The sequence below is a fragment of the Streptomyces sp. M92 genome (assembly GCF_028473745.1).
Classification (GTDB): Bacteria; Actinomycetota; Actinomycetes; order Streptomycetales; family Streptomycetaceae; genus Streptomyces.
Map to the genome: position 1 here is coordinate 5,534,488 of NZ_CP101137.1, position 21,917 is coordinate 5,556,404.

The window sequence follows — 21,917 nt, forward strand, 5'->3', positions numbered from 1 at the left end:
GGCGTGGAGGTCGCACGGCGTCTCGCGGACGCGGAGGACTTCGCGGACCAGGTGCAGCGGCGACTGCGACCGGCCAACACGACGGACACGTACGCGAAGGCGTGGAAGGTCTGGACGCGGTTCTGCGCGGCGCAGGGATTTCCCGAACTGCAGGCCACGCGCAGCGCGTTCGTGGCGTTCGTCGTGTGGCTGCTGGACCGGGGCCGGGCGGACGGCAAGGGCTACGCGCCCTCGTCGGCGAGCACGATCCTCGCCGGGGCCGTAGTCGAACTGCGCCGCCGCGGTGCGGAGGTGGGTCGGGACGACCAGGCGCAGGCGCGGGCGACGCTGGAGGCGGCCGCCGTGGAGCTGCTGAAGACGGGGGAGCGGCGCGGCCGGGGCCAGGCCGCCGCGGCGGAGGTCCCCGACCTGTACCGTGTGGCGAGGGCCTGCCCGGACAATCTCGCCGGGTCCCGGGACAAGGCGCTCGTCCTGACCGGCTTCCACTACGCCTCGCGTGCTCAGGACCCCGCCGGCCTCCTCGCCGGGGACGTCACCCTGACACCGCGCGGCCTGGTCGTGTCGGTGCTCACCGGCAAGACCAAGCACAGCGTCCGCGACGCGAACGTCAACTACCAGCAGGACCCGGAGATTTGCCCGGTGGAGGCGTGGAAGGCGTACCGGGCCCGCCTCGCCACCGAGGCCGAGCCGCGCTGGTCGCAGCCCGACGCCCCCGCGTTCGTCGGCGTCGACCGGCACGGCAACGTCACCGGCGGCATGGTCCCCGACTCCGTCACCCGGGCCGTGAAGCGGATCAGCGCCCGTGCCGGAATCTCGCTTGCCTGGACCGGTCACTCCCTGCGCATCGGTCTGGCCACGGCCTCCCGCAAGAAGGGCAAAGACGCCGTGGCGATTGCCGACCAGGGCGGGTGGGCCCGGCGCTCCCGCTCGATGAACGGCTACTTTCAGCGGGTCGACGGCTGGGAGGACAACGCCACCGCCGGCCTCACCTGACTGTCGTGCGGCGCCGGACGGCGCACGCGGCTGGTGAGTGGAGCCAGGTGTGTTCCTGCTGAGGTCTTCTCGGCAACGTGACGGTTGCGGTGTGTGATGGGGGTCGAGTGCCCGCTCGCGGTCTAGGTCTGCGGTGCCAGGGTGCGTAGGACGCAGAACTCGTTGCCCTCCGGGTCTGCCATGACCACCCAGTTTCGGTCCGGCCCCTGGCCCACATCCGTCTTGGTGGCGCCGAGGCCGAGTAATCTGGTCACCTCGTCCTCGGTGCTGCCGTCGATCGGGCTGACGTCGAGGTGAAGCCGGTTCTTCACGGTCTTGCCCTCGGGTACCTGGATGAACAGCAGGGTGGGCGGCATCTGACGGGCCCGGACATCCTCGACGGTCGGCACCCAGGAGCCGATCTCGACCTTGCCCTCGCTCCGGTCGATCACCTTGAAGTCCAGGACCTCGCACCAGAAGGCCGCGAGCCTCTCCGGATCGTGGCAGTCGACGGCCAGCTCAGTGAACCTGCTTGTCATGGCTCTCCCCGGGTAGTGCGGACGGGACTCAGGGTATTGGCCACGCCGCCCGTCCGACAGACCCGCGATCTTCCTGGCTGACCAGGGCCGTCAGACGGGCTCGACCTGGCATCGGATACGCGAGGAGCCCCTGGTGGGAACCGGTCTGTGAAGATCACTTCCCGGAGCCCGGAGGCTTCACGCGTTGACCGGTATCACCTACATCGCTCGGGGCGATGGCGATCGTTGCGTAGTTGAGGTCGCCCAGGATCTCCCACCCTTCGGATTCGGGTGGGCATTGGGCGCCGTCTGCCTCGAACGCGGTCTTCAGGGTCGGGTTGCCGTCGCTCGTTTCCAGGGACTCGTCCTCGAGGTCGAGGCGGCTGGAGAGGAACGAACTTTCTGGCAGGCCGACACCTGACAGGAAGCTCGCGACCTCGCTTCGCCTGTGGCTGTCGGCGGAGCGAGGGAAGTATGTAACGCAGGTAAGACCGGAGCCGGCGAGTACCTGACTCGGTGTGATGCTGATCAACAATTACGTGTCGCCTGCTAAGGGTGTATCTCCCTGCTCGGCTCGCTCGCCGCGTTCCTCTTCCGGCTCCTCGGCCCCGGCCGCGCGGACACCCTCGGCACGACGCTGGGTACCCCAGGCCGGACCGCCGAGGACGCGGAGCGGGCCGAGGACGCTTTCGTCACCGGGCTGCACGCGGCGATCGGCGTCGCCGCCGCGCTCACCTTCGCGCTCGGCCTCCTCGCGGTGCGCCGGCTGCCGCGAGGAGCGGGACGCGGCCGCCGAGGAACTCCCGCGCAGACGGGAACAGGCCGTTTCCTGGCCCCCGGCGCACCGGCGCACACCCGGCACGCCAACTCCCTTACGACGCCCACCCCTTCCGGGCGTCTTACGGGAGTGGCCGTTCGGCGCACGGCGAACGCTCGGTACGGCCGGGTCAACTCTGTCGGAGCGGCTCCGGTTCGTCGGCCCGGCTGACTTGCTGGGTCAGGACCCGAAGCGCATCGGACGAGGCCGGGTCGTTCGCGGTGTAGACCTCGACCCGGTGGTCGGGGCTGTCGGGCTGGAGCCACACCTGGTAGTCCACGTTCACGGTACCGACGGTGGGGTGTCGCAGGTGCATGGAGCCGACGGTGCAGTCGGCGACGTCGCCGGTGGCCCACATCGTCGCGAAGTCGTCGCTGTGCATGGTGAGTTCCCCGATCAGGCCAGCGAGCCGGGCGTCGGTCGGGTACCGGCCCGCGGTGAGCCGCAGGTAGGCGACGTGGACGCGGGCCAGCTCGTGCCAGTTGCGGTACATGGCCCGGGTGTGGGGGTCGAGGAAGAACATGCGGGGAATCGACGGACGCTGCTCCGGGTCCCGTGGCGCCTCGTAGGAGATGTGCTCGGCGAAGAGTGCGTGCCCGGTGCGGTTCCAGGCGAGCACGTCCCCGCGCCTGCCGAGGACGATCGCGGGGAGGGCCTCGCCGAGCGACTTCAGGAGTGTGAGGACGCGCGGGTGCGGTTCCTCGGGAAGCGGTTGGCTCAGGCCGGGCTTCGCGGACTGTCGGGCGAGGTTGTGCAGGTGGACGGTCTCCACCTGGTCGAGCCTGAGCACGCGGGCCAGCGCGTCCAGCACCTGCTCGGATGCCGTGTCGGCCTGCCCCTGCTCCAGGCGCGTGTAATAGCCCGCGCTCACTCCGGCGAGCTGGGCGAGCTCTTCACGCCTGAGGCCGGGAACGCGGCGGGAGGTGCCGTAGGTGCGCAGGCCGATCTCGGCCGGGGTGACCCGGTCGCGGCGGCTCTTCAGGAACGTTCCGAGGCTCTCCATGCGTTCGAGCGTAAGACGCGGGCAGGGCTTGTGGGTGCACCTGTCGGGTGTACCCACAGCACGGGGATGGCTGCTGCACTCACGGTGCCGGACCGTCGAGGGCATGACTCAACAGCATGCACACCCCTCACCCGGCCTGCGGGCCTGGCTCGGGCTCGTGGTGATCCTCGGCCCGGTCCTGCTGGTCTCGATGGACGGTTCGATCCTTTTCCTGGCGATGCCGAGCATCACCGAGGCCATCTCGCCCACCGCCGGCCAGGCGTTGTGGATGCTGGACATCTATGGCTTCGCCGTCGGTTCCCTGCTGGTCGCCTTCGGTAGCATCGGTGACCGCTACGGCCGTCTGAAGCTGCTGATGATCGGCGCGGCCGTGTTCGGTGCCGGATCCGCCGGGGCGGCGTTCGCGCCGACCCCGGAGCTTCTCATCGCCTGCCGGGCCCTCATGGGCGTGGCCGGCGCGACCCTGCTGCCCTCCGCGCTCGCGGTGCTCAGCGAACTGTTCCCCGACCCGAAGCAGCGCGCCCGGGCGATCGGGGTCTTCGCCGCCGCGTTCGCGGCCGGATTCGCCATCGGTCCGGTCGTCGGAGGCGCGCTGCTCGGACAGTTCTGGTGGGGCTCGGTCTTCCTGGTCAACCTGCCCGTCATCGCCGTCTTCCTGGTGCTCGCGCCGGTCCTGCTGCGCGAGGTACGGGCGACCCGGACCGGCCGCGTCGACCTGCTCAGCGTCGTGGCCTCCGCCGGGGGCCTGCTGCTCACGATCTACGGCATCAAGCACCTGGCCGCAGACGGCTTCACGGTCCTGCCGGCCGTGACCGGGCTGCTCGGCCTTGCGATCCTGACGTTCTTCGCGCTCCGCCAGCGGCATCTCGAGCACCCGCTGATCGACTTCTCCCTGTTCCGTGACCGCACCTTCACGATCGCGATCATCACCGGGCTGCTGCCGCTGGCGGCATGGTCGGCGGCGGCCTACCTGTCCGGCATCTACCTTCAGTCCGTCCTGGGCCTGAGCGTCCTGCACGCGGCACTGCTCGCGCTCCCCGGAGCGGCGGTCCTCACCATCACCTGCATCGTCACCCCCGCCTTCGTCGACCGTATCGGCAAGAAGAGCGCGCTCATCATCTGCCACTTCACCATCGCCGGCGGCCTGCTTCTGCTCCTGCCCACCACCGTCACCGGTGGCGTCGGCTGGTACGTCGCCTCGACCATGATCGCCGGAGTCGGCTACGGCATCTCCTTCAGCGTGGTCGCCGACACCGCCGTCGGCGCGGTCCCCGCGGAGCGTGCGGGTTCGGCCGGCGCGATCGCGGAGACCAGCAACGAGATCGGCAACGCCCTCGGCATCGCGATCCTCGGGTCGCTCGCCGCCCTGGTCTTCCGCCTCCAGGGGCCGGACCTCGCCCCCACCCTGGAGGAGACGCGCCACCTGCCGGACCTCGTGCCTGCGGCGCTTCAGGACGCGAAGAGCGCCTTTGTCACCGGCCTGCACGCCGCCGTCCTGGTGGCCGCTCTGCTGCATGCCGCGCTCGGGGCCGCCACCCTGCGTTGGCTCTCCAAGCCGACGGCCGACGACCCCGGCGGGAGCAGCTTCGACGAGCCCGAGCAGCAACAACTGGCGGGCAAGGCATGAACCGGCCGGTGCGGCCCTGCCCCCGGATCCGCCCGCCTCACCTCAACCGGTGAGGCGGGCGGATCCGAGCCCGCGAATGCCTGGAGGACTTGTCCGGGCGATCTCTGAGCCGACGCCTGCCTACGCCCTGAATCTCGCTGCCGAAGGACTTGCCACGTGAGGTAGAACGCCAGCACGGACACCCGGGCAGCAGGACCCGGTGACGGCGCGGCCAGCCCACCGCGTGGTCGTACAGCGCCTTCGGGCCCTCGGCGTGCGTCCACGCCCGCCCGTGCAGGAACGTACGGAACCGCCGGCCCACTCGGCGTCCTCGTAGGGATGGTTGCCGTAGGCGTCCCGGATCTCCCACGCGTGGTCGTACAGCGTCCGATGCCGTTCGGCGTGCCGCCTGACCACCGATGGGTCCTCGATGCCGAGCTGCGCGGCCAGTGCCCGACCACCGGCCACGGCGCGGCGAGCGGGTCCTCCAGGAACAGGCCGACGTGCCGCACCGTGCACATCTGGAGCGCGAAGCCGAGCCGGTGATGCTCCGTCCGCCGCAGGGCGATCAGGTCCCGGCCACGTCGCCCAGGAAGAAGAACCGCTCCAGCCCGGGGTGGAGCGGCTCCTCGGCGAACGTCCCGTACGCCTCGGCCTGCTCATCACTCAGGAATTCCACCGGCACGAGCCGAACCGTGATCGTTCTCACCGATAACCGTTGTACCGATGTTCCCGAGGCCGTAATCACATCCGAGGGAGCCCTGCCCCGTCGGCCTGTCATAGGCGTGCATGTTCCGCCGTCACCTCGAATGTCAGCGGTCCAGTGCGGCGCGGGTATGTACGAGCAAGATGTCCCGGACGGGGGATATCGCCGTCGGTTCGACCTGAGCCAGTACCGGCAGGCCGTGGTACCAGCCGGAGGTGTTCAGCGCCTGTGAGAGGAAGTGGACAGCCGTCCTCCTGTCTGCCGAAGCGGAGGGGGTCACGGTCAGCGCGAGGTGCTGGATGGTGCGGGTGAACGGATCCGTGCGGGCGGGGTCGGTGCCTGGCAGGGGGCGGACCGGGATACGGGTGAAGTGGCGGGCGACCGCGCTCAACGCGGCTGCGCGGCGCCGCGGATCCGGGATCCGGCCGGCGACGCTCTCAGCGGCTTCGGCGTCACCGCGGGCCGCATGGAGAACTGCGAGGGCGGCGACGGGGGAGTAGGGGGCGCCGCGGTGTCTCATGTCCAGTTTCAGCCAGTTCAGTTGCCGACCGGGGTCGTGGCCGTCGATCGGTGCTTCGCTCGGCTCCGAGCGGCGGCGGGGTGGTCAGCCCGTCGACACCACGGCGGCCTGGAGCTCTCGCACGCCCGTGGTACGCGGATGCCGCTCGGCCAGCTCGTTGACGATGCTGCGGATCGCGGGCCGGTCGCGGACCTCTCCCGGGCTCGCCCGGTGCGCGTCCAGGAGCGCGCGGGCGGTCTGCTCGGGCCGGTTCCACGCCCACCAGGCCCGTGCCATGTCCGTACCCAGCCTCGCCTTGCGCTCGGCGGTCGGGAACTGGTCGGGCCGTAGGTCCTTACCCGCCTCCAGCGCGGCGCCGGCGTCGCCGAGCGCCTAGTGCACGCCTACCTCGTACAGGTCGACGGCGGCCGGGCCGACGGGGAACAGGCGGCCCGGTGGGGGCGTGCCGGGCAGCCGTCGGGCAGAGCGACGTGCTTCTTCGACCATCGCCAGTGCCTCGGCCCGCTGTCCGCCCCGCGCGGCGGTGTAGGCCAGCGTGCACAGCATCTGCGCGTACGCGGCGGCCGAGGCGTCCGTACGCAGGCCGGTCGCTTCCACGTCGGCGGCCGCCGACGTCATGAGGCGCTGGGCCTCACCGTGGCGGTCCTGGTGGCGCAGCACGATCGCCAGCTCCCGGGCGGCGGCCGCGGCCGCCAGCGGGGACCCGGACGCCTCTGCCCAGGTACGGGCTCGGTCCGCGGTGAGCCGCGCCCGCTCGTACGAACCGATCTTGCTGAGAACCGAGGACGCGAGGGTGTAGACCGAGGACAGCCGTGCCTGATCGAGGTTCCGGCGGGAGGCGGCGGCGCGGTACCCGTCCGCGATGAGGCCGGGCAGCACGGCCAGGAGTCGGCCGTGCAGGCCCTTGTCGTACAGCTCCCGGGCGGCGGCCAGGCGGCCGTCCAGTGTCCCAGGCCGCTCGTCGGCGCCGGGGTCGCGGCAAGCGCTTCGTCCAGTCCCGTGAGCAGGGCGGCCGGTCCGGCGGCCGCCGTGGCGGTGAGCAGCGTGCGGCGGCGCATGGGGTCCTCCTCGGCGTCACGCGGACTGGCCGTCACTCTAGTGCCGGCCGGTACCGCCGTGGACGGTGGTGCCAGAGAACTCATCAGGATGTGTCGGGGCACGCCGACCTCGGCCGCCGCGGTCGGGGCACGCCGATCTCGGCCGCCGCCAGGTGCACGAGCACCAAGTCGGTCACGCGCGAGCGGCGTTCGAGCCGGGACACCCTTGCCGCCGAACAGCCGATCCGCTCACCCAGATGAGCCTGCGTCCATGACCGGTGCTCGTGCCCGAGCCGGATCAGGGCACGGGGACGTCGCTGCTCGGTCAACTGGCGTGCCGTCGTGCTGTTCCAGAGCGGGTCTACGGGCACTGGACCTCCCACGCCGCACTGCCGGGGGCGTCCCACGGTAGGCGGCGCCGCGGACCGGCGTCGAGACCGCTTGCACACCGTGCAAACGCGTTGCACCGCACGGCAGATGACCACGGGGCGGCCGCCGGTCGCGCTGTGCTGGGTACGTCGCCCCGAGCAGCGGGGCACCGTCCACCGGAGGAACCATGGCAACCGCCGCCGGACTCCCTGTGGCCACCGACCGACGACCGGCACCGTCCGCCGTGCCCGCGAGGTCGTGCCGGCCGCCCAGTGGGACAAGCAGGTCGCGCTCCTCATGCGGGACCACCCCTACGACTCCGTGACGGCGGCCCGGGTCCTCGACCAGGGCTACGCCTACCTGCTGACCGCGATGCGGCACCGGGGTGAAGGCCTCGGGCTCGCCCCGAGCACGCTCGTCGACATCGGCGTCCACACCGTCGTCCTCGACACCGTCAGCTACTTCGAGCTGTGCGAGCGCTTCAACGAGGGGCACTTCCTGCACCATGTCCCCGAGGTCGACTTCAAGGACGACGGCCCGGTGCTGCGGACGGCCGATCAGATCGCCGCCGACGGCTGGAACGTCGACCTGCCCCTGTGGGCGGACACCGCCACGTGCGGCCCCTGCCACCCGGGCAGCGACTCGCACTGAGCACCCCGCACGGTGATGTCCGCAGGCCCCGGCCGCCCGACCGGGACCTACGGCACACTCCCGGGTGAGAACGAGCCGAACGAGCCCGCCGGCGGGCGCCGCCCGCCAGGATGGGCGGGATGACCACCTCCACCGCAGACCTCTGGCACCACTACGGCCGCACCCGTCACGCCACCGACCGCGCCGTGCCCGACCGCTTCTCCTGGAGCTGGGGCCAGGACAGCGGCCCCGGAGCCGCGGTCCTCGGCGACCTCACCGGCCGCCGCGTCGCAGACCTCGGCGCCGGTACCGCCCGGCACGCCGCGCACCTGGCCGTCCACCACCGGCCCGCACACGTCGTCGCCGTCGACGCCTCACCCGCCCAGCACGCCATGGCCGGCGACCTCTACGGCCATCTCGCGCCACGGCTCCGTCTGGTCCACTGCGACGTCACCGGGCACCTGCACGCCGCGACCGGCACCTACGACGTGCTCTACAGCGTCTTCGGCGCCGTCGACTTCACCGAGCCGCGCGAACTGCTGCCGGCAGCGGCCTCGGCGCTGCGCCCAGGCGGGCGGCTGGTGTTCTCCACCCTCGCCCATCACCTCGGCGGCGCGCCCGCACACCCGGATGTGCAGCACACCGAGATCGGCGCCAGGACCCCGGACGGAGAGGGAGCCACCATGCGCCGCTGGGTGCTCCAGGAGCAGGTGTGGACCAAACTCCTCGACGAGGCGGCATTCACCCGGATCAGCACGGAGACGCTGCCCGGCGGGACGGGACCGCGCGCCGCCGACGCACTCCTGGTGACCGCCTTCCGCACGGACCGGCCCGCCGCATAGAGGCTTCGGCGCCTGCACGGCCGGTGCTCACCGGGTTCCCCGGGACGGGCTCGGCCACGAGCCCCGACAGGCGGAGCGGCGCGCGTCCGAGGCCCTCGTACGTGGTCGAAGACGGCGTCCGGCATTCTCCGGGGACTGAACAGGGCATCCGGCACGCCGGGCACATCACGGAGGCTTTTCCCGGCCCGGTGTCCCGCACCGGGTGACTGCTTCGTCAGTGCTGCGGGGTGCGCAGGAGGGAGTCGGGCAGGTAGGCGGACCGGATGCCTAGCTGCCATCCGTGCGCGAGGGAGGCGAGCGCGGCCACTGCGGCGGCCCCGACCGTCAGCAGGGTGAGGGGAGCGGGGCCGGGGCCGGGGCCCACGCCCGCGCGGTGCTCCAGGAGCCTTTCGGCCATGGCCTGCTCGAAGACGGGCCGGTCGTCGTCGAGCAGGACGCGCAGCAGCCGCTGGTCCGCGTTCAGGGCGCCGGCCTCGTCGAGCCGTTCGGCGGCCCGGGCCCGCGCTTCCGTGTCGGGCTTGTCCACCGGGACGGGCCCGGGAAATGCGCCGGGACAGCGCCCGTGCACGACGGTCAGGTACGCGCACAGCGCGTCCGTCTCGGCGAGGTCGGCCCGGGTGGAGACCGACCCTGTCGAAGGCATCTGGTCACTGCTGCGACGCAGCAGCCAGCTCAACACCGCCTTCGCCGATCCCGACCACTTGATGCGGGCCCTCAGACAGGGCCTCCGCCAGATCCAGTACCGCAGCAACGTCATTGATGGCTGCCTCGCCGGAACCGGCCTTACCTTGACGACACCACGCCAACAAAGTCAGTAACCGCGACTTTCCGCCGTGCGCGTCAGGGGAGGTTGTAGGTGACCACGGCGCGGGCCGGGAAGCGGAAGGAGTCGTTGGCCGCAGGAGAGCGCTCGACCATGACGTTGACGCTGGACCCGGTGGCGCTCGTGGAATGGTAGATCCAGACGGGGCCACGCAGGGGAGAGCCGCACAGACCACCGGGCGGCTCGATCTCGTCGTCGGCGACCGCTTTGGTGCCGTATTCCTCATCGAACAAGCGCTCGCCGTCCGGGAGGATGCCGGCACGGTGAAGGTAGTCTGGTATCTGGCGACTCACGAAGGTGACCTCAGCGCTGCCGTTCCGGGTGAAGTAGTGGACGTCGGAGGCGCCGGCAGGGATCGATGCGCCACCGGCGCGGATCACGCCTGGCAACTGTACGTCGCTTCCCTTGCATGCCCGGGCGTCGCCGAACGGATGGAACAGCGCGTCCTGGAACAGCCAGACGATCCCTCCAACCAACACCGCCAAGACGAGCACGACAATCCCCAGGCACGACAGCATGCGCCCCAGCCCGGCCCCGCCGTCAGACGTACCGTTCACGTCTTCCGGAAACGGCGTCCTTCCCTCCTCACCAGCCCACTCTCCGTTCCTGGTCTGCGAACCGGCACTCCAGAAGTCATTCATGAACGCCCCTCCGTCTGCCCTTGCGTGCAGGCAGGCGGAGCATATGCCATGACTTTGAAGGGAAGCGGGCCTGTGACTCGCAGGAGGGCATCAACAAGGTGGTCAAGGCTCTCCAAGGAGACGGCGACTTCAACTGTCATGACGTCACCAACTGGTGTGTCAGTCGCGAGATTTATCACCCGAACGACACGGGTACCACTGCCTGCGCCGAAGCGTTCCGCCGAGGGCGGTGGCCTCCTGTCTGCTGTCGAGCCTGTCAACGGTGACACCCGTGTGATCGTGCAGTTCTCCAGGCGCCATCGCCGCGCTGTGCACTTGTTCGGCCATCTGACGCTGCTGTACGCCGTTGCTTCACGATGGTTCTGTCACCGGATCGACGCCCCCACATCAGCGCACATGGCGTTGACGAATCTTGCCGGGGCGTCGCCCGCTCATAGACAACCAGACCCGAGCGACGTCGTCGACGGACGGTTCGTAGAAGGACCCGTCACGAAGCATGGCGAACAGGACGTCTGCCCGGCGTCTGGCGAAGCAGAGCAGGGCCTGGCGGTGGGGCTTGCCCTGGACTGGGCGATCTTCTTGTCTTAGCAGATCCGCGACGCCGGGTCGCTGAGGCGGCGAACGCAGAGAGAAATAGTGCCCGTCTGATCTGCTTGTTTCCCCTCCCGGGACGGTTGTTCACCGCAGATCGCGGAGCCCGAGCTCCAAGTTGCTGGTGCGATCCTGGCGTAGGCGGCGAGATGGCCAGCGATTGGGAAGGGGATACGGTCGCCGGCTTCGATCAGGATGCGGGCTTCGGTCTTGGCCCCGGTGCCCGGCATGGAGGTCAGAAGCTGGCCCGTGGGCTGCCGAGGGCAACCGGTTCACGGCAATTCCAACTCAGGGAGGGAGAGGAAACGTGTGATCGCCTCCACGGCGCGTTCCTCAACGTTCTTGCGATCGAGGTCTGCAGCGGGGCCGACCAAGTGGGCCTCTATGAGAGCAGGGAGCAGGAAGTCAGGCTCCTCCCCTGCTCCGTGGCCGAGGTCCTCGAAGCTGACCCACGTGTGGAGGCGCCCATCACGGTAGTGCTCGAAGTGGGGACGGTGGCCTTTCGCCAGGCACGGCTCAGTCACGAACACGGCGAGTTCACCGCCAGGCTGGCACAGTTGACCATAGTTCGTGCTGCTGTAATCGCCATCGTCCCAGCTGAGCATGTCGTGCATCATTAGGCTCCAGTCAGCACCCTTGCCGTAGGCAAGGGGCCGGTGACGCTGGCTGAGGAGTCCTCGCGTGATCGCGTCCAACGACATTCTCCGGAAGAAGACGACGTTGGTCTCCTCACCGTTTGGGATCTGACCGTGCATCCAGCCGAGCGGGCCATGTATCCAATGCATCATGCTGCGCAACATATGCGATGGCACTGACACCGCTGCGCAGTCCAACGCATGACCTGCGGTCCAGCCCGCAGGGGTGGGGCTGCAGTGAGCGTTCTCCCACCTCAATGCCTGTGCCAGAGCCCTCTATTCCCAGGCGCCTCCGATGGCTGTGGCTGCATCTACTGTGGGGAGCGGACCCGACCGAGCCGGACCATGTGGTCGAAGTCGGCAGGGCGCCAAGTCGACGGGTTCGTGGATTCCTGGAGGGAAAACCTGGGGAACCGGAGGGTGGCTGAGCTCCTGGAGGCAGAGTAGCCCGCGGGTTCCGGGCCTCCAACTGGCTTGGACAGCGTGAGCGGGTTCCTGGCTGCCAGTGGGTTTCGGCCCCGCTTAGTTGTGTCGTCTCATGAGATTGGTGCCACGGTCGTGATCATTAGCTCCCCGGCTGATCCGTGCTCAATCGTCCCGCGAAACAGGCGGGTTACCGTCTCGCGCCCGCCCGTGCGCCGGCACTTGGGAGCCGACCCGCTCGGCGATGAGCCGCTGGTAGTTCGGGCACTGGGTGACATCCTCGTGCGCGCAGTTCAGGCCGCCCTCGATGAGCTCCAATGAGACCTGGGCCGCCGCGATTCTTGATCGGAGCTCCTCGGCCTCGGCACGCAGGACCTTTTGCCGGGTGGCGCGGTCGACAGTGGCGGACAGGCTCCTGATGGTGTCCAGGCCGAGGCCGGCCTCCTTGGAAAGGAGGATTATCGCCACGCGGGTGAGGTCGTCCGCACCGTAGCGGCGGCGCCCGCCCGCGTCCCGTCCGGGGTGCAGCAGGCCCTTCGACTCCCAATGCCGCAGGACATGCGTGGCCAGCCCGAACCGTGCCGCAAGGGCGCCGATGCTCATCGCACCGACGGCGCTGTCGTCGCTTGACTTCATGCCGACATTAAGTAGCAGATTGGCGTCCATGTCCAAAAACCAGGAAGTGGTAGAAGAGCGCCGCGACACCCAGGCCCTGCTGGCCGTCCTCGACGCGGCGGACCAGATACCGAGCGCTACCCGGCTGCGGGCCCGCTCCTATGAACTGCTGTCTCTCGTCCCGGGCTCGACTGTCGTGGACGTCGGCTGCGGCGCCGGACGCGCCGTCGCCGAGCTGGCCGAACGCGGCGTCCACGCAGTGGGCGTGGACCCCGACTCGTGGATGCTGGCCGCGGCCCGGCAACGATGGTCGGCGGCCGAGTTCCGGAAGGCGGGGGCGGACGATCTGCCGTTCGCTGACGGAAGCGTGCGCGGCTACCGCGCCGACAAGGTTTTCCACGTCCTTCAGGAACCAGGGCGCGCGGTGGCGGAGGCGCGGCGCGTCCTCTGCCCGGGCGGCAGGATCGTCCTGGTCGGTCAGGACTGGGACACCATCATGATCGACTCGGACGACGCGGCGCTCACCCGCACGATGGTGCACGCCCGCGCCGACCTCCTGGGCACGCCCCGCGCTGGCCGCCAATACCGCAATCTGCTCCTGGACGGCGGCTTCGACGACGTCACCGTCGAGGTGCACACCAGCGTGTTCACGGAACCCGCGATGCTGTCGCTGCTCACCAGGCTCGCCAAGTCAGCCTGCACGAGCGGCGCCGTCGGCCGTGATCAGGCCGATGAGTGGCTCGCCGAGCAGCGCCGGCGCGCCGAGGCTGACCGCTTTCTCATCGCCATTCCGTTCTTCGTGGCCGCCGCCTCCGCCTAGGAGCTGTGCGGCCACCCGCGGATGAGCTTGAGCGTCGCTGGCCACGAGGGCTCTACCGTCCTCGTCGGCCTTGACGGCCTGCGCGCCTGCTTCGCTCCGCCGCCTGGCACTACACCACCCCACCGGCGCACGTACGTGCCACGACGAAGGAGAGCAAGGATGACCGATCCCGCACCCACTGCCAACGGCTGTCTGCCTGCCGCCGTGAGCATCACCGGCCTGGGGCTGCAGTTGCGGGAGTGGGATGATACAGATGCGCCGGTGATGGTGGAGTTGTTCGACGAACCCCAGGTCGACCGGTGGACGCCCCTGCACCACCCGTTCGATCTGGCCGCCGCCCGCGCCTACCTGGACCAGGCCCGCACCCGCCGTGCCGAGGGCCGCAGCATCCAGTTGGCCATCACCAGCGACGGGCATACCGCGCTCGGCGAGATCCTGCTGTTCGTCGTCGGCCCCGACTCGCCCTCGCAGGGCGGCCCGTACGCCGAACTGGCCTACGCCGTCGGCATCCGTTATCGGCGGCAGCACCTGGCCACCCGCGCGGTACGGCTGATGACCGACTACGCCTACCAGGCCCTGGCCCTGCAGCAGGTCATCTTGCGTATCAACCCCGACAACGCAGCCAGCACGGCTGTAGCCCGCGCCACCGGCTTCCACATCACCAACGCCGCCCCGATCACCAGGGGCCGCTCCGGGCCACTACTGACCTGGCGGCACCAGGCCCCTGAGTTCTTTCCTCGCCCTTCGTACCGAGATCCGCAAGTGTGAGCCAGGGCGTCCCAGTGAGAGCGCTACGCGGCCCTCGCGGGCTTCCTGAACTGCCATAACCCCGAGCGGCCGCACGCCGCGACACCGTGTTCCTGGACGGCGAGCTGTCCCCCAAGGAGTTGGCCGGCAACGTGCTGGCCCACGCAGGCGGGCCCAAGTGACAAGCGGGGCCGCGAACCAGCCGGTTCGTCACGCCTGGGTGTTGTCCTTGATGAAGCGGTGCGGGTGGACGGCCTTGACGTACTTCGTCGCGGTGTCGGGTGCGATCCCGAAGACACGCATCAGGTGGACCGGGTCGGCAGTCTCGTGCGCCTCGTCGAGGACCCGATCGATCCTCAACTTCTGTGGCTGACGCCTGAGCTGATGGAGGATCGGATGAATGCCGTAATTGGCACCCGGTGGCCCCTCTGGGGCGAGGGCGGTGACCTGCGTGACGAACAGATGCGCGTTGGTGCTGCGAGGCCAACGCTCGTAGCGTTCGCGGAGGCAGTCGTTAAGAAGCTCCAGGGTCAGCTCGTCCAGGTAGACGGTGTGCTCGCCTCCGCGACGGCGAGCGATGAGGCGTCCGGCCGACCGATTGAGATCCGTCAGCTGCAGGCGTCGGATCTCCGTCGAACCCAGTGGCTCTGTTCACGTCGCAGGGTTCTGGCTCGCTTTTCGTGACGCGGTTCCGATTAGTGACCAGTTGCTTCTTCGAGTGCCTGGAGGATCCGTTGCACTTCCTGGCGCCACTGGTCGGCGTCGGCACTGTCCACCCACCCCGTCGCCATTTCTGATCCGTCCTGGAGTACCCGGTCCAGTGCGAGCCTGGCCAACGCGTGGAGTGATGCCGATAGTTTGGGCAGCGGTCCCCTTGGACCGTCCTCTGGATCGATCGCGATGAGGCTGTCCGGGATGGTGCTGGCGACGAGGGCACCAGCGGCAACGGCTTCGGCGCCGTCTCCGCCATCGGTGCGTGCTCCTGAGCTGGTGACTCGTTGGAATGCCCGCTCAAGCACGTCGATAACCTGCTGGTGGGTGAGTCCCTCAAGTTCATCGACGAAGTCTGCGGCGAGGTCGCTGTCGAACGGCCCGGTTCCCCACGTTCCCATGCATGGCTCCTGGTATGGCTGTCTCGGATGGAGGCAGGATTCCAGGCGCCTCTGACATCGGTCATGGGGCGAGGAGGACTCGCTAGCGGAGCAGTGCGAAGCCGGCACGTCCGAACATCTGGCGCCTGAGCATCTTGATCCTGTTGACGTGTCCTTCGACGACGCCGGAGTTCCAGGGCAGGGTGAGTCCGGCGATGACCGCGTCGCGGTCTCGGTCGATGCCTGCCGCGAGAGTGTGGAGGCTGGGAAGGTCGTCTTGGCGGACGGCGTCGAGCCATTGTGGGAGCCGTTCGCCCTGGCGCTCGGTCAGCATCCGGGCGAAGGACCGGACGTGACCGGTCAGAGCGTCGAGTTCGGGGCAGTTGGCCAGGACGGCCTTGAGCCGGAGCTGTTCGATCTCGGTGAGGGATTCCGGGCGGCTGAGAATCCATCTCGTCACCACGCGGGGTGCCGGCGGCTGTGCGGTGACCGATCGCGGTGAGGTGCGCATTTCCCGCAGGTAGGCGCTGACTCTGCCGTAACTTCCCTCGGTAACCCAAGGGAACGATCTTCCCAGAGCTTCCAGGCGTTGGTGCAGCCCTCGTCCCAGCGGTCGTCCAGGTAGGGCTTGTACTCGTCGAGGACGGAGGTTCGGTTGCGCTGCCACTGGCGGCGGAAGAGGTCTCCCGGCCTGGCCGCGTCGGCGAGGCTCTTGACGGTGCGGTGGGTCATATGGAGTCGACGCCCGATGGAGCGGCGGCTGTGGCCGACTTCCAGCAGGGCGTGGCCGGTGGCGTGTTCTGGCCCGGATGCGGTTGGCGAACGGTCGCTCTTCCACGGTGAGGTGGGTACTCCCTTCGGGCGGAGTGGGATCATCGGTATCCTTTCCGGCCGGCTCGAGGACGAGGGCCCGCAGGCACTGGCGGTGGTGGGAGACGGCCCCCTCGGCGGCCTCGCCGAGGTTGTGCCACAGGTGCCACCGGTCAGCGACCTGGATCGCCTGGGATGCCCCGGCCGTGGCGCCTTCCGCGAAGAAGGGAGCCCGGTCCCGGCAGATCACCTCGATCCCGGGGTGCTTCGCCAGCCACTCGGCCAGGTTGGATGCCTCCCGGTCGGGCAGCAGGTCCACCGGCCGACGGGTCTCGCAATCGACCAGAACGGTGCCGTAGACGCGGCCCTTGCGCGTCGCGTACTCATCGACGCCGACCTCCCGTGGGGACGGCGCCTCCGGCTCCGGCAAGGCCGTGAGCAGCCGCAACACCGTGCTGCGGCTGACCGACACTCCGAAGACTCGCGCCATCCGGGCGCCGGCCGAGCCGGCCAGGGCGAGGCCGACCGCGGCCAGCGTCGAACGCAGGCGCTCGGTCCACCGGCTGTGCCGCCGGGTCAGGCCCGGTAGCTGCTCGACAAACGCCAGCCGTCCGCACGCAACATTCCGGCAGAACAACCGGCGGACCCACAGGCAGAGAACCACCCGCCGCCCCGCGCTGGGGACATCGGCGGGAAAGCGCAGGTAGGAGCTGTGTATTCGGCTTGAATGGCTCCCGCAGCTCGGACACACCGCCTCGGCCGCCGTACTGCGGGCCTCGACGTGTACAGCTTCGTTTTTCACGTCCACCGAGAGCACCGCTAGATCCACGATCGCCGGGAACAACAGCCTCTCCGGTCGGAGCGATGTCTCTTCCACGACGCTGAACTGTCGGCCGCCCGCGGTCGGTACTGACCATTTTCAGGCAACCTCCGGGAGGTTGATCCGAGCGTCAGTTGTCACTCAGCGTGTCGTCTCACGGAATGCGAGCCAGAACCCCTGGAGATGAACGAAGCCACGGGGAGGAGCCGCTTCGGCACATGAGGCGAGGCGGTCTCGCCGCCTACGTTCTGACCGGCGGTGATGACTTGATCATCCATGTCGCCGTCCCGGACGTGGACGAGCTGCACAGCTTCCTCATCGACCGGCTCAGCGACCGGCGGGAGATCGTCAGCTTCCGCAGTTCGGTGGTCTTCCAGCACGACCGGAAACGGTCGTCCCACCGCTGCCGTGACGCGTCGGAGAAACGCGCGAGAACGCGGGACCCGGGGTGGCGTGCGGAGTCGCCGGGAGAAGACGAACCCGCACGCGACAGCCCCTCAGGACGTGCTGCTGTGGGCGGACCGGAGCCTTGTCACTGCTTGACGGCGTGCAGGACGTACAGACCACGAGGGCCGGCGGCGTGGCGCCGTACGTCAAGTCCGCCCGCGCGGCACTGATCGGTGAGCCACTGGGGAGACAGACGGAGCTTGGGGTAGCTGCTGGTCTTCAGCTTCCAACCGTCGGGATGGCGGGTGTGGACCAGGTCGTGCACCAGGACGGTGTCCTCGCCCTGGTAGTCGAGGAAGCAGGTGAGGATCCGGTCACCGGTGCTGCGGACCGGGATGAACCGCTCCGGACCGTGGAGTTCGCGGGTCAGGTCCCGGTAAGTGGCCACGAAGCTTCCCCCAGGGTGCAGTGCCTTGGCCACGTCCGTGACCAGTTCCTGCACGTCCTGGCTGCTGGGCAGGTGCGGGAGGGTGTCGCCCATGCACGCGACGACGGCGAGAGAGTCCGGGGAAGCGAGACGAGGCAGGGCTCCGCGGAGGTCCTCGTGCACGGTGCAGACGGCCTGGGCGTGACCGGAGTTCCTGGCAAACTCCGTCAGCTCTTCCAGGAGACGTGCGCTGGTGTCCACCGCGGTCACGGAAGCGAAACCGAGAGACGCCAGGGCGAGAGTCTGCGGGCCCGGGCCGCAGCCGAGGTCCACGGCGGCGGCTCCCTCCTGTACCGGTGCTGTCAGCCCCAACTCGCGGAAGAGGTCGGCTTGTGCCGCCGCTGCTTCCTCGATGTCGCCGCCGAGCATCCAGGTGTAGTGCTCGGCGAGCAGGCTTTCGTAATGATCGGCAGCGGTGGCCATACATGTCCTTTCATTGAAAACGGATCGATCAGGTCGTGGAAGCTGCACCCCTGTCCGTGTTCTGGAGAGCGGACGCACCGTGCACGGCCGACTCGCCCGTCAGAACCCAGGCGGCGAGATCGCGGAGGTACACGTTGGCCAGGGCGTCCTCCAAAGCGTCCCCGAGAGCAGCCCGGTACATGGGGGTCACCGCCGCGTAACGCAGCCTGCCCGCCGACGTGATGCTGGTGGTGACCGTCCGCCCGTCACCGGCCCCGGACGATCGCTTCGCAAGTCCTCGCCCCTCCAACCGGCCGACCAGACGCGTCACCGTGCTGTCCTTGAGCCCGATCCGATCGGCCAACTCCCCCATCCGCAGGGCGGAACCGGTCTCCGTACGACTCAGCGCACACAGGGCCCGGTACTCCGACAGCGGCAAGCCGTGCTCGCGCTGCAAGGCCTCGTCCAACTGCTTCTCCACGCGCCCCAGCAGTCGTATCGCCATGCACCATCGGTCGTCCTGCGCATCGTCGGCGGGACGCGGCTCTCGGGAACTCTGTGGCTCAGACATCACGTCGTCACCTTATTTGCTTGGCGAAGCAAATACCAGGGTCGTGCTGTGCCGCGAAAGCCCCAACAATCCACACAAGGAGGCTCGATGAGCCACGCAACGGTGAACGGAGCCACGCTCCACTACGACGACCACGGCCCCGTGACGGGGCCGGCGGTTCTACTGATCCACGGGCACCCCTTCAACCGCACGCTGTGGGCCCCGCAGAGCAAAGCGCTGGCCGCGGCCGGTTACCGCGTCATCACCCCGGACCTGCGCGGATGCGGCGACAGCGACGTCACTCCCGGAACGGTGTATCTGTCCGACTTCGCAGACGACCTCATCGGCCTCTTGGACCTGCTCGCCATCGATCAGGCCGTGATCGGCGGCGTCTCGATGGGAGGGCAGATCGCCATGGAGATGCACCGCCACTACGCCCGCCGCATACGTGCTCTCGTCCTGTCGGACACCTCGGCACCCGCTGAGACACCCGACGGCAAGACATTTCGCAACCACCTGGCCGACCACTTGCTCGCCAACGGCATGGCCGACTACGCGGACGACGTCATCGACAAGATGCTGGCCGCCTACAACGTCACCGCACTGCCGACCGTCGCCGCACACGTCCTCGGCATGATGCGCGCCACCGACCTCCGTGGTGCCGCGGCTGCCCTGCGGGGCCGGGCCGAGCGCCCTGACTACCGTGACACGCTCGCCGCCGTGCGATGCCCGGTGCTGATCGTCGTCGGCGCCGATGACGTCTACACACCGGTCACAGACGCCGAAGCCATCAGCCACCTCGCCCCGCACTCCGTACTGAGCGTCATCGATGGTGCCGGGCACCTCCCGGGCGCTGAGCAGCCAGAATGCTTCAACCGCGTCCTGCTGGACTTCCTCCGGACATTGGCTCCTGGCCCGGCCTGACCGGAGGCTCCCGGGCAGCGGCGGCCGGCGAGGCGGCTGGACAGGCGCGGGAACGTTGCCCCGGGTCATGATGCTGCTCCCTTGAGCAGAGGGATCGAGGACAGCGGACACCCGGAGTGGTGTCGTCCGCGTGGGGGTGATGCGCGCCTCGCGGTCGGCGGTCCTGCTGCGGCTCTCTGCCGAAGAGCGTCCCTGTGGGGTCTTAAGAGGTCCTACTGACCTTTCCGCTCAGTTGTCGGGGCTGACATCGCTAGATCCTTGCGGTATGCCGTGGCCATGAGATATGCGCAGGGTGGTGGTCTCACTCCGCAGGGTCAGGCCGCGCGGGAGCGGGTGCGCATGCTGGCCGCCGATGGCTTTGTGCGGGGTGAGAAGAACACGGTGATCGCGAAAGAACTGCGGGTCAGCGTCCGGTCGGTGGAACGGTGGCGCCGCTCCTGGCGCGAGGGAGGGCGACAGGCCCTGCGCCCGTCGGGCCCGGCCAAGCGGCCGAAGCTCGGCCACAGTGACTTCGCCGTGCTCGAGCCGCTGTTGCTGGAAGGCGCGATGGCTCAGGGCTGGGCGGATGAGCGGTGGACGCTCTCGCGGGTGCGGCTGCTGATTGCCGACCAGTTGGGAGTGTCGTTGTCGATCCGCGGAGTGTGGGAGTTGTTGCGGCGGCACGGCTGGTCCTGTCAGCAGCCTGCCCGGCGGGCGGTCGAACGGGACGCTGCGGCGGTGTCCGGCTGGGTGAAGGAGATCTGGCCCCGGGCAAAGCCACCGCGGCGGCGCTCGGGGCATGGCTGGTCTTCGAGGACGAAGCCGCTGTCTCGATGACGTCGCACCGTGCACGCACCTGGGCACCCAGGGGGAGCACACCCGTGGTTCGATTCAACGGCGCTTCCCGCGGCCGCATCACGATGGCCGCACTGGTGTGCTTCAAGGCCGGCGAACGCAGCCGTCTGATCTACCGTCCTCGCGTCCAGGGCCATCACCAAGGGGCCCATCGCGGCTTCACCTGGCAGGACTACCGTGATCTTCTCGTGCGGGCCCACCTCCAGCTCGGCGGTCCCATCCTGGTGATCTGGGACAACCTGAACGTTCATCGCTGCAGCCGATTACGTGAGTACGCGGCAGAGCATGACTGGCTCACCATCGTCCAGCTGCCCAGCTATGCACCCGACCTCAATCCGGTCGAGGGCATCTGGTCGTTGCTCCGGCGCAGCACTACCGCCAACGTCGTCTTCCGCGATCGCGACCACCTTGTCCAAGCTGTCCGCAGTGGCCTGCGCCGCATCCAACGACGCACCGACCTCATCGAGGGTTGCCTCGCCGAAACCGGTCTCACACTCAACACGACAACTCAACGGAAAGGTCAGTAGGACCTCTTAAGGCACCAGGCCGTCCCTGCCCCGCAGTACGCCGCACGCCACGCCCAGAAGGCCGGCGCCACCGACCAGCACTTTTAAGAGATCGCGGCCGAAGCACTCAAGGAGGTCTACTTTCAGGACGGCGGCGGCCGCCGCGCCAGCTCCCTCGAGGAGGTGCGCTTCACGAGCACCTTGAGTTCGAGCGGTAGCAGCCGCGCGCCGAACAGCCGCGATCCCCGAACCGATGAGTGGTCCGCGGCTAGCTCGCGCGATCCGCACGGGGAGGGCGGGAGGCTCATGCACGCGATGCCGTACTCAACGACGTCGCTGCGCGTCGGTTACCCGCCGTGGGAACGAGCCTGTCATTTCCTGCGTCGATAGCCCCCGATCCGCGATGGAGAGAACCAGGGGCCACCTGCCATGACAGGGCGGGCACCTACCCGCGGCCCCATCCCGAGGCGGGTAGGGCACCGAGAGACATGGTCAGCACCTGCCTGTCACCCGGTTCAACGGCCACGGCCGAGTGCCGACACGGCATCGTCAACCTCGACCCCGTAGTTCACGCTGGTCGGCTCCGATTCTCGTCGAGCGAGCACCAGGCGGGCGGCGGTGTGTGGTGCTTCGCTCGTTCGGCGGCGTAACGGCCTGTCGCCGGGTGCGTTGGGCATCATGTGCGGGTCCCGCTCGCCCCACGACGGGGCCCGCGTCGTGGACGGCTCCGACTCCGCGCCCGGCGTCGGGGCCGTCTTCGTCCGCGACCCGTTGGCCGTAGGTGCGCATGC

Annotated in this window: 25 protein-coding genes and 4 pseudogenes; 12 read left to right on the plus strand and 17 right to left on the minus strand. The window is 69.2% G+C overall.

Features of this window, described 5'->3' with window-relative positions; translation table 11 throughout:
- Window positions 1-3: 3 nt before the first annotated feature.
- A complete protein-coding gene (locus M6G08_RS24945) occupies window positions 4-993 on the plus strand; it encodes a tyrosine-type recombinase/integrase (protein WP_272589389.1) in 990 nt (329 codons plus the stop codon).
- Between the two features lie 122 nt (window positions 994-1,115).
- On the opposite strand, the gene M6G08_RS24950 is transcribed toward M6G08_RS24945, so the two are convergent.
- The 3 genes from M6G08_RS24950 to M6G08_RS24960 form a co-directional block, all read right to left on the minus strand.
- Window positions 1,116-1,511, minus strand: coding sequence for a VOC family protein (locus M6G08_RS24950; protein WP_272589390.1), 396 nt, complete (start codon window positions 1,509-1,511; stop codon window positions 1,116-1,118).
- A gap of 154 nt (window positions 1,512-1,665) precedes the next feature.
- A complete protein-coding gene (locus tag M6G08_RS24955; protein WP_272589391.1) occupies window positions 1,666-2,022 on the minus strand; it encodes an SUKH-4 family immunity protein in 357 nt (118 codons plus the stop codon).
- Between the two features lie 415 nt (window positions 2,023-2,437).
- Complete coding sequence (locus tag M6G08_RS24960) at window positions 2,438-3,310, minus strand: helix-turn-helix transcriptional regulator (RefSeq protein ID WP_272589392.1); 873 nt, start codon at window positions 3,308-3,310, stop codon at window positions 2,438-2,440.
- A 103-nt stretch (window positions 3,311-3,413) separates the two neighbouring features.
- On the opposite strand from M6G08_RS24960, the gene M6G08_RS24965 reads away from it, so the two are divergent.
- Window positions 3,414-4,937 (plus strand): MFS transporter, encoded by a 1,524-nt coding sequence (locus tag M6G08_RS24965; protein ID WP_272589393.1) that lies wholly within the window; start codon window positions 3,414-3,416, stop codon window positions 4,935-4,937.
- A 181-nt stretch (window positions 4,938-5,118) separates the two neighbouring features.
- Here the strand turns inward: M6G08_RS24965 and M6G08_RS24970 are convergent.
- The 4 genes and pseudogenes from M6G08_RS24970 to M6G08_RS35890 form a co-directional block, all read right to left on the minus strand.
- Window positions 5,119-5,601: pseudogene (locus M6G08_RS24970) on the minus strand (DUF4158 domain-containing protein); the annotation flags it as partial.
- Window positions 5,602-5,728: 127 nt separating this feature from the next.
- Window positions 5,729-6,142: a hypothetical protein gene (locus tag M6G08_RS24975; protein WP_272589395.1), complete on the minus strand. Its 414-nt coding sequence runs from the start codon at window positions 6,140-6,142 to the stop codon at window positions 5,729-5,731.
- 84 nt (window positions 6,143-6,226) lie between these two features.
- The gene (locus tag M6G08_RS35885; RefSeq protein ID WP_336299012.1) at window positions 6,227-6,418 is read right to left on the minus strand and encodes a hypothetical protein; all 192 of its coding nucleotides are present in this window, start codon (window positions 6,416-6,418) and stop codon (window positions 6,227-6,229) included.
- Window positions 6,419-6,514: 96 nt separating this feature from the next.
- On the minus strand, window positions 6,515-7,021 hold the full coding sequence (locus M6G08_RS35890) for a hypothetical protein (protein WP_336299013.1): 507 nt from the start codon (window positions 7,019-7,021) through the stop codon (window positions 6,515-6,517).
- Between the two features lie 635 nt (window positions 7,022-7,656).
- On the opposite strand from M6G08_RS35890, the gene M6G08_RS24985 reads away from it, so the two are divergent.
- The gene (locus M6G08_RS24985; RefSeq protein WP_336299014.1) at window positions 7,657-8,199 is read left to right on the plus strand and encodes a glycine-rich domain-containing protein; all 543 of its coding nucleotides are present in this window, start codon (window positions 7,657-7,659) and stop codon (window positions 8,197-8,199) included.
- A 119-nt stretch (window positions 8,200-8,318) separates the two neighbouring features.
- On the plus strand, window positions 8,319-9,020 hold the full coding sequence (locus M6G08_RS24990) for a class I SAM-dependent methyltransferase (protein WP_272589396.1): 702 nt from the start codon (window positions 8,319-8,321) through the stop codon (window positions 9,018-9,020).
- Window positions 9,021-9,234: 214 nt separating this feature from the next.
- Here the strand turns inward: M6G08_RS24990 and M6G08_RS24995 are convergent, their stop codons facing one another.
- Window positions 9,235-9,663, minus strand: a complete 429-nt coding sequence (locus M6G08_RS24995; protein ID WP_272589397.1) for an Imm49 family immunity protein — start codon at window positions 9,661-9,663, stop codon at window positions 9,235-9,237.
- Here M6G08_RS24995 and M6G08_RS25000 point away from each other — a divergent pair.
- Window positions 9,641-9,838 (plus strand): annotated as a pseudogene (locus M6G08_RS25000) (IS630 family transposase); the annotation flags it as partial. The gene M6G08_RS24995 and the pseudogene M6G08_RS25000 sit on opposite strands and share 23 nt — an antisense overlap.
- Before the next feature lie 22 nt (window positions 9,839-9,860).
- Here the strand turns inward: M6G08_RS25000 and M6G08_RS25005 are convergent.
- Window positions 9,861-10,484, minus strand: coding sequence for a hypothetical protein (locus M6G08_RS25005; protein ID WP_272589398.1), 624 nt, complete (start codon window positions 10,482-10,484; stop codon window positions 9,861-9,863).
- Window positions 10,485-10,757: 273 nt separating this feature from the next.
- On the opposite strand from M6G08_RS25005, the gene M6G08_RS36045 reads away from it, so the two are divergent.
- Window positions 10,758-11,072: a hypothetical protein gene (locus tag M6G08_RS36045; RefSeq protein ID WP_443048931.1), complete on the plus strand. Its 315-nt coding sequence runs from the start codon at window positions 10,758-10,760 to the stop codon at window positions 11,070-11,072.
- Here M6G08_RS36045 and M6G08_RS25010 read toward each other — a convergent pair.
- The 3 genes and pseudogenes from M6G08_RS25010 to M6G08_RS25020 all read right to left on the minus strand — a co-directional run.
- A pseudogene (locus tag M6G08_RS25010) lies at window positions 10,953-11,329 on the minus strand (transposase); the annotation flags it as partial. The gene M6G08_RS36045 and the pseudogene M6G08_RS25010 sit on opposite strands and share 120 nt — an antisense overlap.
- 18 nt (window positions 11,330-11,347) lie before the next feature.
- Window positions 11,348-11,863 carry a hypothetical protein gene (locus tag M6G08_RS25015; RefSeq protein WP_272589399.1) on the minus strand — a complete coding sequence of 172 codons (516 nt, stop codon included), beginning with the start codon at window positions 11,861-11,863 and terminating at the stop codon, window positions 11,348-11,350.
- Between the two features lie 435 nt (window positions 11,864-12,298).
- Window positions 12,299-12,769 (minus strand): MerR family transcriptional regulator, encoded by a 471-nt coding sequence (locus tag M6G08_RS25020; RefSeq protein WP_272591422.1) that lies wholly within the window; start codon window positions 12,767-12,769, stop codon window positions 12,299-12,301.
- 28 nt (window positions 12,770-12,797) lie between these two features.
- Between M6G08_RS25020 and M6G08_RS25025 the strand changes: the two genes are divergently transcribed.
- Together M6G08_RS25025 and M6G08_RS25030 are read left to right on the plus strand one after the other, a co-directional pair.
- A complete protein-coding gene (locus tag M6G08_RS25025) occupies window positions 12,798-13,568 on the plus strand; it encodes a methyltransferase domain-containing protein (RefSeq protein ID WP_272589400.1) in 771 nt (256 codons plus the stop codon).
- Window positions 13,569-13,727: 159 nt separating this feature from the next.
- Window positions 13,728-14,336, plus strand: coding sequence for a GNAT family N-acetyltransferase (locus M6G08_RS25030; protein WP_272589401.1), 609 nt, complete (start codon window positions 13,728-13,730; stop codon window positions 14,334-14,336).
- 189 nt (window positions 14,337-14,525) lie between these two features.
- Here M6G08_RS25030 and M6G08_RS25035 read toward each other — a convergent pair whose 3' ends face one another.
- From M6G08_RS25035 to M6G08_RS25045, 3 genes are all read right to left on the minus strand, one after another.
- Entirely contained in the window at window positions 14,526-14,675 is a 150-nt protein-coding gene (locus M6G08_RS25035) for a hypothetical protein (protein WP_272589402.1), read from the minus strand.
- Window positions 14,676-15,010: 335 nt separating this feature from the next.
- On the minus strand, window positions 15,011-15,427 hold the full coding sequence (locus M6G08_RS25040; protein ID WP_272589403.1) for a DUF4259 domain-containing protein: 417 nt from the start codon (window positions 15,425-15,427) through the stop codon (window positions 15,011-15,013).
- A gap of 82 nt (window positions 15,428-15,509) precedes the next feature.
- The gene (locus M6G08_RS25045; protein ID WP_272589404.1) at window positions 15,510-17,093 is read right to left on the minus strand and encodes an ISL3 family transposase; all 1,584 of its coding nucleotides are present in this window, start codon (window positions 17,091-17,093) and stop codon (window positions 15,510-15,512) included.
- Window positions 17,094-17,254: 161 nt separating this feature from the next.
- Here M6G08_RS25045 and M6G08_RS25050 point away from each other — a divergent pair, with 161 nt between their 5' ends.
- The gene (locus M6G08_RS25050; RefSeq protein WP_272589405.1) at window positions 17,255-17,653 is read left to right on the plus strand and encodes an Lrp/AsnC ligand binding domain-containing protein; all 399 of its coding nucleotides are present in this window, start codon (window positions 17,255-17,257) and stop codon (window positions 17,651-17,653) included.
- Here M6G08_RS25050 and M6G08_RS25055 read toward each other — a convergent pair.
- Both M6G08_RS25055 and M6G08_RS25060 read right to left on the minus strand, forming a co-directional pair.
- Window positions 17,569-18,333 carry a class I SAM-dependent methyltransferase gene (locus M6G08_RS25055; protein ID WP_272589406.1) on the minus strand — a complete coding sequence of 255 codons (765 nt, stop codon included), beginning with the start codon at window positions 18,331-18,333 and terminating at the stop codon, window positions 17,569-17,571. The two genes, M6G08_RS25050 and M6G08_RS25055, sit on opposite strands and share 85 nt — an antisense overlap.
- 28 nt (window positions 18,334-18,361) lie before the next feature.
- A complete protein-coding gene (locus M6G08_RS25060; RefSeq protein WP_272589407.1) occupies window positions 18,362-18,817 on the minus strand; it encodes a MarR family winged helix-turn-helix transcriptional regulator in 456 nt (151 codons plus the stop codon).
- Between the two features lie 153 nt (window positions 18,818-18,970).
- Between M6G08_RS25060 and M6G08_RS25065 the strand changes: the two genes are divergently transcribed.
- From M6G08_RS25065 to M6G08_RS25080, 3 genes and pseudogenes are all read left to right on the plus strand, one after another.
- Window positions 18,971-19,786 (plus strand): alpha/beta fold hydrolase, encoded by an 816-nt coding sequence (locus M6G08_RS25065; RefSeq protein WP_272589408.1) that lies wholly within the window; start codon window positions 18,971-18,973, stop codon window positions 19,784-19,786.
- Window positions 19,787-20,062: 276 nt separating this feature from the next.
- Window positions 20,063-21,147 (plus strand): IS630 family transposase gene (locus tag M6G08_RS36050; protein ID WP_443048933.1). Its coding sequence is split into 2 segments (ribosomal slippage): window positions 20,063-20,510 and window positions 20,510-21,147, totalling 1,086 coding nucleotides; the frame shifts between segments, so codons are not numbered across the junction.
- Window positions 21,148-21,321: pseudogene (locus M6G08_RS25080) on the plus strand (telomere-protecting terminal protein Tpg); the annotation flags it as partial.
- Window positions 21,322-21,917: the final 596 nt, after the last annotated feature.

Coding starts and splice junctions, on each gene's coding strand:
- M6G08_RS24950 (WP_272589390.1), bottom strand. CDS start 1,511: ATGACAAGCAGGTTCACTGAGCTGGCCGTCGACTGCCACGATCCGGAG.
- M6G08_RS24960 (WP_272589392.1), bottom strand. CDS start 3,310: ATGGAGAGCCTCGGAACGTTCCTGAAGAGCCGCCGCGACCGGGTCACC.
- M6G08_RS24965 (WP_272589393.1), top strand. CDS start 3,414: ATGACTCAACAGCATGCACACCCCTCACCCGGCCTGCGGGCCTGGCTC.
- M6G08_RS24975 (WP_272589395.1), bottom strand. CDS start 6,142: ATGAGACACCGCGGCGCCCCCTACTCCCCCGTCGCCGCCCTCGCAGTT.
- M6G08_RS35885 (WP_336299012.1), bottom strand. CDS start 6,418: ATGGCACGGGCCTGGTGGGCGTGGAACCGGCCCGAGCAGACCGCCCGC.
- M6G08_RS24985 (WP_336299014.1), top strand. CDS start 7,657: ATGACCACGGGGCGGCCGCCGGTCGCGCTGTGCTGGGTACGTCGCCCC.
- M6G08_RS24990 (WP_272589396.1), top strand. CDS start 8,319: ATGACCACCTCCACCGCAGACCTCTGGCACCACTACGGCCGCACCCGT.
- M6G08_RS24995 (WP_272589397.1), bottom strand. CDS start 9,663: ATGCCTTCGACAGGGTCGGTCTCCACCCGGGCCGACCTCGCCGAGACG.
- M6G08_RS25005 (WP_272589398.1), bottom strand. CDS start 10,484: ATGAATGACTTCTGGAGTGCCGGTTCGCAGACCAGGAACGGAGAGTGG.
- M6G08_RS25015 (WP_272589399.1), bottom strand. CDS start 11,863: ATGATGCATTGGATACATGGCCCGCTCGGCTGGATGCACGGTCAGATC.
- M6G08_RS25020 (WP_272591422.1), bottom strand. CDS start 12,769: ATGAAGTCAAGCGACGACAGCGCCGTCGGTGCGATGAGCATCGGCGCC.
- M6G08_RS25025 (WP_272589400.1), top strand. CDS start 12,798: ATGTCCAAAAACCAGGAAGTGGTAGAAGAGCGCCGCGACACCCAGGCC.
- M6G08_RS25030 (WP_272589401.1), top strand. CDS start 13,728: ATGACCGATCCCGCACCCACTGCCAACGGCTGTCTGCCTGCCGCCGTG.
- M6G08_RS25040 (WP_272589403.1), bottom strand. CDS start 15,427: ATGGGAACGTGGGGAACCGGGCCGTTCGACAGCGACCTCGCCGCAGAC.
- M6G08_RS25050 (WP_272589405.1), top strand. CDS start 17,255: ATGAGGCGAGGCGGTCTCGCCGCCTACGTTCTGACCGGCGGTGATGAC.
- M6G08_RS25055 (WP_272589406.1), bottom strand. CDS start 18,333: ATGGCCACCGCTGCCGATCATTACGAAAGCCTGCTCGCCGAGCACTAC.
- M6G08_RS25060 (WP_272589407.1), bottom strand. CDS start 18,817: ATGGCGATACGACTGCTGGGGCGCGTGGAGAAGCAGTTGGACGAGGCC.
- M6G08_RS25065 (WP_272589408.1), top strand. CDS start 18,971: ATGAGCCACGCAACGGTGAACGGAGCCACGCTCCACTACGACGACCAC.